This is a genomic window from Caulobacter sp. ErkDOM-C (assembly GCF_048541825.1).
Lineage (GTDB): Bacteria > Pseudomonadota > Alphaproteobacteria > Caulobacterales > Caulobacteraceae > Caulobacter.
On sequence record NZ_CP183332.1, the window covers coordinates 1,171,095 to 1,184,396 of the forward strand.

The window sequence follows — 13,302 nt, forward strand, 5'->3', positions numbered from 1 at the left end:
CTCCGAAATCGCCGCCACTCAGCAACCCGCGTGCCCAACGCGCTGCTGAGCGCGCGACAATCATCCCGTAAAACCCGATTGGTCTTATGGCGAGCCTCGCGCGTTTGGCCTAGTTAGAGCGCCGCCCGACTTCCCGGGCGGAACGTTGGTGACAGCGGCTTGCCAAGCTTGAGCAAGCGTGTCATGACAACGTTGTCATAGGGTGGAAGATCTAGTGAATATGACCAACGACGGCGAGAATGGCCGCGATGTCTTGGTGCTGCTTGGCGGCGCCGGGGATCTGGCGCTGCGCATGCTGCTGCCTTCGCTCTATTTCCTGGAGGTCGACCGCCTTCTGTCGCACGATCTGAGGATCGTCGCCGTCGCGCGTGGCGAGGGAGATGGTGCGAGCTACAAGGCGCTGGTTCGCGAGCAACTGGGCAAGCGCGCCACCGTCGAGGAAGCCGCCTGGAACCGCCTGGCGGCCCGCCTGGACTACATTTCCGTCGACATGACCAAGGACGAGGGGGCGGCCAAGCTGGCCGAGCGCGTCGGCGAGTACGGCTCGCTGGTCGTCTATTTCGCCCTGTCGCCCAGCCTCTACGGCCCGGTCTGTAACGCGCTCCAATCCGCAGGTCTTACGGGGCCGAAATCCCGTCTGGTCCTCGAAAAGCCCATTGGCCGCGACCTGGAAAGCTCGCGCAAGACCAACGCTGCGGTCGGCGCCGTGGTCGGCGAAGAGCAGATCTTCCGCATCGATCACTATCTGGGCAAGGAAACGGTCCAGAACCTGACGGCGCTGCGCTTTGCCAACGTGCTGTTCGAGCCCCTGTGGGATCGCAACACGATCGATCACGTCCAGATCACCATCGCCGAGACTGAAAAGGTCGGTGATCGCTGGCCCTATTATGACGAATACGGCGCGCTGCGGGACATGGTGCAGAACCATATGCTGCAGCTCCTTTGCCTGGTCGCCATGGAGGCGCCCTCAGGTTTCGACCCGGACGCCATGCGTGACGAGAAGGTCAAGGTTCTTCGCAGCCTGCGGCCCTTCAACAAGGACACTGTGGCCCATGACACGGTGCGTGGTCAGTATGTGGCCGGTGTCGTCGAGGGCGGCGCGCGCGAGGGCTATCTGCAGGAGGTCGGCAAGACCACCCGGACAGAGACCTTCGTGGCGATGAAGGTGGCGATCGACAACTGGCGCTGGGACGGCGTGCCGTTCTTCCTGCGCACCGGCAAGAACCTGCCCGACCGTCGCACCCAGATCGTCGTGCAGTTCAAGGCGCTGCCGCACAACATCTTCGGTCAGGCGACGGATGGGGACCTTTTCTCCAACCGCCTGGTCATCGATCTACAGCCCGACGAGAATATCGTCCTGACCCTGATGAACAAGCGTCCGGGGCTGTCGGAAGAGGGCATGCGTCTGCAATCCCTGCCGCTGTCTCTGTCGTTCAGCCAGAGCGGTGGCCGTCGCCGGATCGCTTACGAAAAGCTGTTCCTCGACGTTTTCCGCGGCGACCGCACCCTGTTTGTGCGTCGTGACGAGGTGGAGCAGGCCTGGAAGTTCATCGACGGCGTTTCGGCCGCCTGGGCCGCAGCCAATATTGAGCCTGCGCCCTATGCGGCGGGCACCTGGGGACCGCAATCCTCAACGGGCTTGATTTCGCCCGGCGGCCGAGCTTGGAAGGCCTAATCATGAGCCAGCCCCAGATCGAAATCTTCAACACGCGTGAAGACCTCTACGACGCGGCCGCCTCGGTGCTGGTCTCGGCCTTGACCACCACCGTCGCCAAGCGTGGCCAGGCTGGCTTCGCGGCGACCGGCGGAACCACGCCGGCGCCCGTATACGACCGCCTGGCGGCCATGATCGCGCCCTGGGAGAAGGTCGTGGTGACGCTCAGCGACGACCGCTTCGTGCCGCCGTCTCATGCTGGCAGCAACGAAGGTCTGGTCCGCCGCCACCTGCTGGTCGGCGAAGCGGCCAAGGCCCAGTTCGCGCCGCTCTATTTCGCGGGCGTCAGCCAGGAAGACTCCGCCTTGAAGGCCGAGGCCGGCGTCGCCGCTGCCATGCCGTTCGGGGCGGTGCTGCTCGGCGTCGGGGCCGACGGCCACTTCGCCTCGCTCTTTCCGGGCTCGCCCGTGCTGGCTCAGGGGCTGGATCCCGCGTCGGAACGCCTGGTCGTGGCCGCGCCTGCGGGCTCGCCTGCGCCCGATATTCCTCGCCTCAGCCTGACCTTTGCGGCTCTGACCCGCGCCGATCTGATTGTGTTGCTGGTGACCGGCGAGGCCAAGCGCGCGGTGTTGGAAGGGCCCATCGATCCGGCCCTGCCGATCGCGTCCATCCTCAAACAGGACCGCGCCAGGGTCCGCATCCTGTGGGCGGAGTAGTCGTCATGAGCCTCAATCCCGTCATCGCCAAGGTCACCGCACGGATCATCGAGCGCAGCCGCGACAGCCGCGCCGCCTATCTGGCCAATATGGAAGCAGCGATCGCTAGCCAGCCGGGTCGGGCCAAGCTGTCCTGCGCCAACTGGGCCCATGCGTTCGCCGCCTCGCCGGGCGTCGACAAGGTGCGGGCGTTGGATCCCAACGCGCCCAATATCGGCATCGTCTCGGCCTATAACGACATGCTGTCGGCCCACCAGCCGCTGGAAGAGTATCCGGCGCTGATCAAGGTCGCCGCGCGCGAGGTCGGGGCTACCGCCCAGTTCGCCGGCGGCGTGCCGGCCATGTGCGATGGCGTCACCCAGGGCCGCCCGGGCATGGAGCTGTCGCTATTCTCGCGCGACGTCATCGCCATGGCCACGGCCATCGCCCTGACCCACGACGCTTTCGACAGCGCGCTCTATCTTGGCGTTTGCGACAAGATCGTGCCGGGCCTGGTGATCGGGGCCCTGACCTTCAGCCACCTGCCGGCGCTATTCGTGCCGGCCGGCCCGATGACCTCGGGCCTGCCGAATTCGGAAAAGGCCCGCATCCGCGCCCTCTATGCCGAGGGCAAGGTCGGCCGCGAGGAATTGCTTGAGGCCGAGAGCGCCAGCTACCACGGCCCCGGCACCTGCACTTTCTACGGCACGGCCAACACCAACCAGATGCTGATGGAGCTGATGGGCTTCCATCTGCCCGGCTCTGCCTTCGTGCATCCCAACACGCCGCTGCGCGAGGCCCTGGTCAAGGAGGCCGCGCGCCGCGCCGCCGCCGTCACCAACAAGGGCAATGAGTTCATCCCGGTCGGCCGCATGATCGACGAGAAGTCGGTCGTCAACGGCGTGGTTGGCCTGATGGCCACCGGTGGTTCGACCAATCTGGCCCTGCACCTGGTCGCCATGGCCCATGCTGCTGGCGTGATCCTGACGCTGGAAGACCTGGACGAGATCTCCAAGGCCACGCCGCTGCTGGCCCGCGTCTATCCCAATGGTTCGGCCGACGTGAACCACTTCCAGGCCGCCGGCGGCATGGCCTTCGTGATCCGCGAACTCCTGAAGGCGGGGCTCGCCCACGAAGACGTCCTGACCATCGCGGGCCCGGGCTTGTCGCGTTACACCCAGGAACCGGCCCTGGAAGATGGCCACTTGGTGTGGCGCGACGGCGCAGCGGAGTCGCTGGACACCGCCATCGTGCGTCCGGTTTCCGACGCGTTCAGCCCCGAGGGCGGCCTGCGCATGCTGGGCGGCAATATCGGTCGCGGGGTGATGAAGATCTCGGCCGTGAAACCCGAGCATCACACCATCACCGCGCCGGCGGCGGTGTTTCAGGAACAGGAAGACTTCATCGCCGCCTTCAAGCGCGGTGAACTCGACCGCGACGTCGTGGTGGTGATGCGCTTCCAGGGCCCGGCCGCCAACGGCATGCCGGAGCTGCACAATCTGTCGCCGTCGATCTCCGTGCTGCTCGACCGCGGCTTCAAGGTGGCGCTCGTCACCGACGGCCGCATGTCCGGCGCTTCGGGCAAGACCCCCGCGGCGATCCACGTGACGCCGGAAGCCGCCAAGGGCGGTATGCTGGCCTATGTTCAGGACGGCGACGTGATCACGGTCGACGCGGCGAACGGCGAACTGAAAGTGCTGGTGGACGAGGCGACCTTGCTCGCTCGGACTCCGGCAAACGTCCCGGCGTCCAAGCCGGGCTTTGGGCGGGAATTGTTCAGTTGGATGCGTGCGGGGGTCGGCCCCGCCGACCACGGCGCGTCTGTGCTGTTTGCTTGAGGAAGCAGTCTAGATGAACGGCTTGAAGGACGGCGGGCTTGGCCTGGTCGGCGACATCGGCGGAACCAACGCGCGTTTCGCCTTGGTGGAATTCGACGGGCCTGATCCCCGCCTGATCGAACCGACGGCCTATAAGGGCGAGGACTACGCCACGGCCGAAGAGGCTATCGAGCACTATCTGCACAAGGTCGGGGTCAAGCATCCTGATCAGGCGGTGGTCGCCGTGGCAGGTCCTATCGAGCACGGCACGGTCCATATGACCAATCTGGACTGGCGGATCTCGGAAGACAGTCTGCGCCGGGCAGGGGGCTTTCGAAAAGCGACCCTGATCAACGACTTCACGGCCCAGGCCCTGGCTGCGCCGCGCCTTTCGCCCAAGGACCTGCGCCAGATCGGTAGCTTGCCGACGTCCGGTGAGGGGGATTTGGCGATTCTTGGTCCTGGTACGGGCTTTGGCGTCGCCGGCATGGCCCGCCGCCATGGGGTCGACACGCCCCTGACGACGGAAGGTGGTCACATCGCCTTCGCGCCGACCGACGACATTGAAATCGAGATCCTGCGCGCCCTGACCAAGCAGTTCGGCCGGGTGTCGATCGAACGCATCCTGTCTGGCCCCGGCATGGAGGACCTGCACACGATCCTGGCGGCAGCCGAGGGGCGCAAGGTCGAGTCTCTACCGGCCAAGCAGATCAGCGAACGGGCGCTGGAAGGCTGCGCCGACAGTCTGGCGACCGTGAACCGGTTCTGCGCCATTCTTGGTTCGACGGCGGGTGACCTGGCCTTGGCCCTGGGCGCCCGAGGCGGCGTGTTCATCGCCGGCGGCATCGGCGCCAAGATCGTCGAATTGCTGGAGACCGGTCCGTTCCGTGCCCGCTTCGAGGCCAAGGGCCGGTTTGTCGACTACATGAAAGCCATACCGACCCATGTGGTTATGCAGCCCTATACGGCCTTGATCGGAGCCGCGGTGGCCCTGACGCCGGAAGGATATGCCTCAATCTCCTAGCCCAAGGGTGCCCTTACGCGCGCGCAGGGGCTCGCCATGACAAGGCTGTCATGGCTTATTGCCGGACAAGCCGAAGGAATCGGCGAGCGTGGCAGCCGAAACTGGGCGCCGGTTTCGGCGTCTGCCACGCTCCAAGCATGAGTTAGAGCCCTAAAAGGCTCTAGGGCGAGGGGCGGAATTGAGCTCGAAGATTACTATCCATGACGTCGCCCGGCAGTCGGGCGTCTCGATCAAGACTGTCTCGCGCGTCCTCAATCGCGAACCCAACGTCAAGGCCGATACCCGCGATCGGGTGCAGGCGGCGGTGGCGGCGCTGCGCTATCGCCCCAACATTTCGGCCCGCAGCCTGGCGGGGTCGAAGGCCTATCTGATTGGCGTCTTCTTCGACAATCCCAGCCCCGGCTACATCACCGATGTCCAGCTGGGCGCCATCGCGCGGTGTCGGGAGGAGGGCTATCACCTCATCGTAGAGCCGCTCGATTCCACGGCCGACAATGTCGAGGACCAGGTTGCGCCCATGTTGGCGACCCTGCGGATGGATGGCGTCATCCTCACGGCGCCGGTCTGTGACCATCCCGTCGTGCTGGCGGCGCTGGAGCGGGAGCAGGTGCCGTATGTGCGCATCTCGCCCGGCAGCGACCTGGATCGTTCGGCCCGGGTCGGCATGGATGACCGGCTGGCCGCCTATGAGATGACCAAGCACCTGATCGAGCTGGGTCACCGCGATATTGGCTTCGTCATCGGCCACCCCGATCACGGTGCTTCGCATCTGCGCCACCAGGGCTTTATGGAGGCGATGGCCGATAGCGGCCTGACGGTTCGGCCTGAGCGGGTGGAGCAGGGCTACTTCTCGTTCCGCTCCGGCTTCGAGGCGGCCGAACGGTTGCTGACCGGTGGCGACCGGCCCACGGCCGTGTTCGCCAGCAATGACGACATGGCGCTAGGCGTCATGGCCGTCGCCAACCGACTGCGGCTGAATGTGCCCGAGACCCTGTCCGTGGCTGGGTTCGACGACACACCGGGCGCCAAGGTTGTCTGGCCGCAGCTGACCACTGTCCGCCAGCCGATCGCCGCGATGGCAGGGGCGGCGGCCGATATGCTGCTGAACGGGGTATCGTGGGACGAAGGGGAGCTTCCGCCCTCGAAGCTGCTGGATTTCGAACTGGTGGTCCGTGAATCCACAGGTCCGTTGGCGGTCTAGCCTCTGCTGGACGCCGGGAGGACATATCATAGTTGACAGCGCTGTCTGATTACGCTGTCATGGCGCCAACCAAGAACGTCGCTTTCAAGCGGCGTCCGGAGGAGACCTTGATCTCGCTACACATTTCGCCGGACCGCGCGTGTTCGCTGGTCGTCGCCCCGGGTCGGGGCGTCTAGGCGCGTGCTTCTCGACGCGGCGCACCTGCGCGCTGCGTCGAGCTTTTTTTCATGCCGGCCAATTTGCGCCGGCTCCGCGCCACCACGGGAAGTTTCATGTTCGCTCCTCGCCGCTCCGCCCACGCCTCGGTTCTCGCTCTTCTGATCGCCGGAAGCCTCGGCGGTGTAGGGGTCGCCCAGACGCCGTCGGCCCAGACGCCTTCGGCCCTGGCGCATCCCGAACTCTGGCCCAAGGCGGCGAGCCCCAAGTCGATCACCGATGCCCGAACCGAGGCCTTCATCACCGACCTGATGTCGCGCATGAGCCTTGAAGAAAAGGTGGGGCAGACCATCATGGCTGACGGCTCCGCGATCACGCCGGAGGATCTGCGGAAATACCCGCTGGGTTCGGTCGAGGCCGGCGGAAACACTGCGCCGGGCGGAGACGACCGCGCCGCGCCGGCAAAATGGGTGGACTGGATCAAGGCCTATCGCGCCGTGGCGCTGGAGAAGCGAGACGGTCACACGGCGATCCCGATCATCTTCGGCATTGACGCTGTGCATGGTCACAACAACATCGTCGGCGCGACGGTGTTCCCGCACAATGTTGGCCTGGGGGCCGCGCGCGACCCGGACCTGATCCGCCGGATCGGTGAGGTCACCGCCGCCGAGGTTGCCGCGACCGGCGCCGACTGGACGTTCGGGCCCACTGTGGCCGTGCCGCGCGACGAGCGCTGGGGGCGAGCCTATGAGGGCTATGCCGAGGGCCCTGAGGTGGTGAAGACCTATGCGGGTCCCATGACCCTGGGCCTGCAGGGTGTTCTCAAATCCGGGCATGCCCTTGCCGCGAACCATGTGGTCGGCTCGGCCAAGCACTTCGTTGCCGATGGCGGCACCGAGGGCGGCAAGGACCAGGGCGACGCCCTGATCTCCGAGCAGGACCTGATCCGATTGCACGCCCAGGGCTATCCGCCCGCCATCGACGCCGGAATCCTGACCGTCATGGTGTCCTTCTCCAGCTGGAACGGGGTCAAGCACACCGGCAACAAGAGCCTGCAGACGGGCGTCCTTAAGGAGCGCATGGGCTTCGAAGGCTTCATCGTCGGCGACTGGAACGCCCACGGCCAGGTCGATGGCTGCACCAACACCAACTGTCCGCAGGCCTATATCGCCGGCATGGACATGGTCATGGCGCCCGACAGCTGGAAGGGCCTGTTCGACAACACCCTGGCTCAGGTCAGGGACGGCACGATCCCGATGGCCCGGATTGATGACGCCGTGCGCCGCGTGTTGAGGGTCAAGGTCAAGGCGGGCCTGTTCGACGGCAAACGTCCGCTGGAAGGCAAGTTCGAACTGCTGGGTGCGCCCGAGCATAGGGCCGTGGCGAGAGAAGCTGTTCGCAAGTCCCTGGTGTTGCTGAAGAACCAGGGCGTTCTACCGATCAAGAGTTCGGCCAAGGTGCTGGTCGCAGGCGACGGCGCCGACGATATTGGTAAACAGGCCGGCGGCTGGACCCTGACCTGGCAGGGTACGGGCAACAAGAACAGCGACTTCCCGGGCGGCCAGTCCATCTATGCCGGTATAGCCGACGCGGTGAAGGCCAGCGGTGGACAGGCTGAACTGGCCAGGGACGGCGCCTTCAAGACCCGTCCCGATGTGGCGGTGGTGGTGTTTGGCGAGAACCCCTATGCCGAGTTCCAGGGCGATGTGACCAATCTGGAGTATCAGCCAGGCAACAAGACAGATCTGGCCCTGATCAAGTCGCTCAAGGCCCAGGGTATCCCCGTGGTCGCCGTGTTTTTGACCGGTCGTCCGCTCTGGACCAATCCCGAGATCAATGCCTCGGACGCCTTCGTCGCTGCCTGGCTTCCGGGCAGCGAGGGGGGCGGGGTCGCGGATGTCCTGATCGGCGACAAGGCCGGCAAGCGACGCCATGACTTCAGGGGCAAGCTGTCCTTCTCCTGGCCCAAGCGCGCCAACCAGGCGCCGCTCAATCGGGGTGATGCCGGTTATGATCCGCAGTTCGCCTATGGCTACGGCCTGAGCTACGCCAAGCCGGGCAAGGTCGCGACCTTGTCGGAAGATCCCGGCGTGGTGTCGGCGGCCGTCAATGTCGACCGCTATTTCATTGCCGGCCGCGCACCTGCCCCCTGGACCCTGAACATCGGCGGAGCGCTGGCGGTCCGGCCGATCGACGCCGGCGCCCAGGAGAATGCGCGCCTCGCCGAATGGAGCGGAGAGGGTAATGGCGCGCTCCAGGTCATGGGCCAAGCCGTGGACCTGTCCCGCCAGACCACCGGCGACATGGCCGTGTCGATCCGCTACCGGGTCGATGTCGCGCCGGAGAAACCGGTTTCCCTAGCGATCGCCTGTGGCGAATCCTGCGGCGCAGCGGTAGACGTAACGTCAACTTTCTCCAGCGGGAGAATTGGCGAATGGCGGACTGCCAAGATCAAACTTTCCTGTTTCAAGGCCAAGGGCGCGGACATGGAGCATGTTTCGTCCCCCTTCGCCTTGTCGACGACAGGGCGGTTCGCTCTGGCCTTCACCGAGATCCGGCTCGCCTCCAACGAGGGCGACGCCGTCTGCCCCTGATCCCAGCACCCCATGCTTTCCTAGAAGGAGCGGCCGCATGATCCGCGCGCGTCGTTCCCGCATCGTCGCCACCATCGGCCCGGCCTCGAGTTCGCCGGAGATGATCATCACCCTGGCCAGGGCCGGGGCGGATGTGTTCCGCCTGAACTTCAGCCACGGCGCGCATGAGACCCATGCCGCCGTCTATGCTGCGATCCGCGCGGCCGAGCCCATTGTCGGTCGGCCGCTGGGCATTCTGGCCGACTTGCAGGGACCCAAGCTGCGCGTCGGCAAGTTCGCCAATGGGCCGGTGCAGCTGAAGGCCGGCCAGGCGTTCCGCTTCGACGACGACGCTACGCCCGGCGACGAGACGCGCGTTTGCCTGCCGCATCCGGAAATCTTGGTGGCCATGCGTCCTGGCGCGACCCTGCTGCTGGACGACGGAAAGCTGCGGATGACCGTCACCGACGCCGGGCCTGGCTATGCCAACACCAAGGTGGTCAACGGCGGCAAGCTGTCAGAGCGCAAGGGCGTGGCGGTGCCGGATGTCGTCATCCCGATGTCGCCCCTGACCCCGAAGGACCGCGAGGATCTGGCTTTCGCCCTGCGGCTTGGCGTCGATTGGGTCGCCTTGTCGTTTGTCCAGGCTCCGGAAGACATGGCCGAATTGCGCCGCATTGTCGAAGGTCGCGCTGCCGTGCTGGCCAAGATCGAGAAGCCCCAGGCGCTGGAATGCCTCGGCGCGATCCTGGACCTGTGTGACGGCGTGATGGTCGCGCGGGGCGACCTTGGTGTCGAGATGGCGCCCGAAGAGGTGCCGGTCGCCCAGAAAATCATCCTGCGGGCGGCGCGCGAACGCGGCATCCCGGTGATCGTCGCCACCCAGATGCTGGAATCCATGACCAGTTCGCCGACCCCCACCCGGGCCGAGGCGTCGGATGTCGCCAATGCGGTTTATGAGGGCGCGGACGCGGTCATGCTGTCGGCCGAGTCCGCCGCCGGCGACTATCCTGAAGAATCTGTCTCGATGATGAACCGCATCATTGAGCGGGTTGAGCGCGATCCGCGCTGGCCTGAGCTGATGCAGGCCGAACAGCCGCATCAGGACGACGACGCGGATGTTCTGGTGGTTGCCGCCGCTGGCGCCGCCAAGGCCGGCTCGACCAAGTGCCTGGTGGCGTTCACCACAACTGGCGCCACGGCCCGTCGTCTGGCGCGCGAGCGCCCGCTGCAGCCGGTTCTGGCCTTGTCGCCCGAGATCAATGCGGTGCGCCGCATGACGCTGGTCTGGGGCGTTGAGCCGCGCGTCAGCGCCCAGCCTGACAGCCTTGAGGTCGTCACCACCGACGCGGCCAGCCGGGCGCTGGAACTGGGACTGGTGGCTCCGGGAGAGCGGCTGCTGATCGTTGCGGGCACGCCTTTCGGCGCTCCGGGGGCAGCCAATCTGCTACGACTGGCGCACGCGCCAATGCCGATCCGCAAGCGCTAGCGTATCTCTAACCTAGGGGCGTTGGCTCAGGCTCTGATCGCCTTGCCGAGCCGCGCCATGGCTCCGAGCAGAGCATCGCTCCGCTGTGCCGATCAATGAAATGCGGCCTTTTAGAGGGCCGCCCATCCCCTGTTCAGGGGATGGGCGGGTAAGGTCAGAAGCCTTGAAGGCGTGCGTAACGGTCACGATGGAACGCCGCGCCGCCAAACAACGCTTCGGTCACGCGGGCGCGCTTCATGTAGAGTCCGGAATCGTGGGCGTCGGTCATGCCGATCCCGCCATGCATCTGGACCATCTCGTTGGTGGCCAGATGCAGCACTTCGCAGGCCTTGGCCTTGGCGAGCGAGGCCAGGGCGCGGGTGTCGCCGCCGGCATCAAAGGCTTCGAGTGCAGCCTCGACGCATGAACGGGTGGTCTCCAGGTCCGTAAACAGCTTGGCCGCCCGATGTTGCAACGCCTGGAATGTGCCGATGACCTGTCCGAACTGGGTGCGGGTCTTCAGGTAGTCCAGGGTGATGTCGAAGGCGGCGCTTGCCGTACCCAGCATTTCGGCGGCGATGCCCGCATAGGCGCGATCCAGGGTCGGCTCCAGCACTGCCCAGCCCTTGTCGACTTGGCCCAGCACAGCGTCAGCGCTGACCGACACGTCCTTGAAGGTGATCTGCGCTGCGCCGCGGGAGTCCGTCAGGGCCAGGTGCGTTCGGGTCACACCAGCTGCATCGCCGGGCACGAGGAACAGCGTCAGGCCGTCGGTGTCGCCAGGCTTGCCGCTGGTCCGCGCCACGACGATCAGCAAGTCAGCGGCTTCGCCGTCGATCACGAAGGTCTTGGAGCCGTTGAGGACAAAGCCATCGCCCGCCTTGGTCGCCGCCAGCGCGGTGCGGGCGGGGGCGTGGTGGCCGGTCTCGTCCACGGCCAGGGTGGCGACCGCTTCGCCCAAGGCGATCTTGTCGAGCCAGGCGGTCTTCTGGACTTCGGTTCCCGCCAGGTTCAGGGCCGAGGCGGCGATCAGGGCGGTGGAGAGCAGGGGAGAGGCCACCAGGTTGCGCCCGGTTTCTTCCAGCACCAGACCCAGACCCAGATAGCCGAAGGCCGAGCCGTTGTGCTCTTCGGGGACGATTACGCCCGCCCAGCCCATCTGGCCCATTTCGGACCAGGCGGCGGGGTCGAAGCTTGCGCCCGACTTGCTGTCGCGCAGTTTGCGCAGGGCGCCGACGGGCGCGCTGTCAGTGGTCCAACCCTTGGCCGCGTCGCGCAGCATGGTCTGTTCTTCGGTCAGGACGGCCATGTCAGGCGTGCTCCCTCAGTTGATGATGGAGGCCCTTGTCCGGGCCCGTTCGGGATGGACGGATGAGGATCACTGGTGATCCAGCAGGCCGAGCACGCGCTTGGCGACGACATTGAGATTCACTTCGCTGGTGCCGCCCTCGATCGAATTGCCCTTCGAGCGCAGCATGCTGCGCGCGACGTTGAGCTCGTCCTTGCTGAAGCCTTCGCCCTCCCAGCCCAGGCCCTGCAGGCCCATGGCCTCGACCATAAGCTCGCAGCGCTCTTGGTTCATCTTGGCGGCGGCGTACTTGATGATCGAGACGGCGGCGCTGGGGCCGTTGCCGGTCTTCGACTCCTGCTCGGCGCGACGCACGGTCAGGGCGAACGCGTGGGCGTCCATGCGATGGGCGGCGATGCGCGCGCGCAGGTCGCCGTCGGCCAGACGACCTGTCTCGTCGATGCCGATCTCCTTCTTGGCCACGTCGACCAGGTCCAGACCGCCGCCGCCGCCAAAGCCGCTGGCCGAGATGTTCTGGCGCTCGTACTGGAGGAGCCGCTTGGCGATGTCCCAGCCGCCGTTCAGCTTGCCGACCAACTGGTCCTTGGGAACCTTCACGTTGTCGAAGAAGGTCTCGCAGAAGGGCGAGGAGCCGCTGATCAGCTTGATCGGGCGCGGATCGACGCCTGGCGTGGTCATGTCGAACAGCACGAAGGAGATACCTTCGTGCTTCTTGGTGGTGTCGGTGCGCACCAGGCAGAAGATCCAGTCGGCCTGATCGGCATAGCTGGTCCAGACCTTCTGGCCGTTGATCAGATAGTGGTCGCCCTTGTCTTCGCACTTGGTTTGCAGGGCCGCGAGGTCGGAGCCTGCGCCCGGTTCAGAATAGCCCTGGCACCAGCGGGTCTCGCCGCGCACGATTCCGGGGATGAACGCCTTCTTCTGCTCCTCGGTGGCGTATTCCAGCAGCACCGGACCGAGCATCCAGACGCCGAAGCTCATCAGGGCCGGCCGAGCCTTGATCCGGCGCAGCTCCTGTTCCAGCACCTTGTTCTGGGCCTTGGAAAGGCCGCCGCCGCCATATTCCGCAGGCCACATCGGCGCGGTCCAGCCGCGCTCAGCCATGCGATCCAGCCACAGCTTGGCGTCGGGGGTCTTCCAGACCATCTTGCGACCGCCCCACGGGGCGTCGTCCTCACCCATCGGCGCATGCAGCGACGGCGGATAGTTGGCTTCCAGCCAGGCGCGGGTCTCGGCCCGGAAGGCGTCGAGTTCGGTTGCACCGAAGTCGGCCATGGTCGTCTCTCCCTTGGGATCGTCATCTTTCGGCGTGTCTGGCACGTCGCGCATCACCAGACTACGCGACCGGGCGCGCCGGGCAAGCCGATTCAAACGATCGTTTATCGCAAGGCGGGCGACCGCGTCA

9 protein-coding genes are annotated in these 13,302 nt (G+C 65.9%); 7 read left to right on the forward strand and 2 right to left on the reverse strand.

Annotated elements, in window-relative coordinates:
* Nucleotides 1–220 precede the first annotated feature (220 nt).
* The 7 genes from zwf (at nt 221) to pyk (ending at nt 10,609) form a co-directional block, all read left to right on the forward strand.
* Nucleotides 221–1,675: a glucose-6-phosphate dehydrogenase gene (gene zwf / locus ACN2C8_RS05655; protein WP_419254855.1), complete on the forward strand. Its 1,455-nt coding sequence runs from the start codon at nt 221–223 to the stop codon at nt 1,673–1,675.
* 2 nt (nt 1,676–1,677) lie between these two features.
* Complete coding sequence (gene pgl / locus ACN2C8_RS05660) at nt 1,678–2,370, forward strand: 6-phosphogluconolactonase (protein ID WP_419254856.1); 693 nt, start codon at nt 1,678–1,680, stop codon at nt 2,368–2,370.
* Nucleotides 2,371–2,375: 5 nt separating this feature from the next.
* Complete coding sequence (gene edd / locus ACN2C8_RS05665) at nt 2,376–4,187, forward strand: phosphogluconate dehydratase (RefSeq protein WP_419254857.1); 1,812 nt, start codon at nt 2,376–2,378, stop codon at nt 4,185–4,187.
* 13 nt (nt 4,188–4,200) lie between these two features.
* Nucleotides 4,201–5,190 (forward strand): glucokinase, encoded by a 990-nt coding sequence (gene glk, locus ACN2C8_RS05670; protein WP_419254858.1) that lies wholly within the window; start codon nt 4,201–4,203, stop codon nt 5,188–5,190.
* 178 nt (nt 5,191–5,368) lie between these two features.
* Complete coding sequence (locus tag ACN2C8_RS05675; RefSeq protein WP_419254859.1) at nt 5,369–6,391, forward strand: LacI family DNA-binding transcriptional regulator; 1,023 nt, start codon at nt 5,369–5,371, stop codon at nt 6,389–6,391.
* A 272-nt stretch (nt 6,392–6,663) separates the two neighbouring features.
* The gene (locus ACN2C8_RS05680; RefSeq protein WP_419254860.1) at nt 6,664–9,141 is read left to right on the forward strand and encodes a glycoside hydrolase family 3 protein; all 2,478 of its coding nucleotides are present in this window, start codon (nt 6,664–6,666) and stop codon (nt 9,139–9,141) included.
* 37 nt (nt 9,142–9,178) lie between these two features.
* Nucleotides 9,179–10,609 (forward strand): pyruvate kinase, encoded by a 1,431-nt coding sequence (gene pyk / locus ACN2C8_RS05685; protein WP_419254861.1) that lies wholly within the window; start codon nt 9,179–9,181, stop codon nt 10,607–10,609.
* A 154-nt stretch (nt 10,610–10,763) separates the two neighbouring features.
* Here pyk and ACN2C8_RS05690 read toward each other — a convergent pair whose 3' ends face one another.
* Together ACN2C8_RS05690 and ACN2C8_RS05695 are read right to left on the reverse strand one after the other, a co-directional pair.
* A complete protein-coding gene (locus ACN2C8_RS05690) occupies nt 10,764–11,897 on the reverse strand; it encodes an acyl-CoA dehydrogenase family protein (RefSeq protein WP_419254862.1) in 1,134 nt (377 codons plus the stop codon).
* Between the two features lie 69 nt (nt 11,898–11,966).
* Complete coding sequence (locus ACN2C8_RS05695; RefSeq protein WP_419254863.1) at nt 11,967–13,172, reverse strand: acyl-CoA dehydrogenase family protein; 1,206 nt, start codon at nt 13,170–13,172, stop codon at nt 11,967–11,969.
* Between the last annotated feature and the right edge of the window lie 130 nt (nt 13,173–13,302).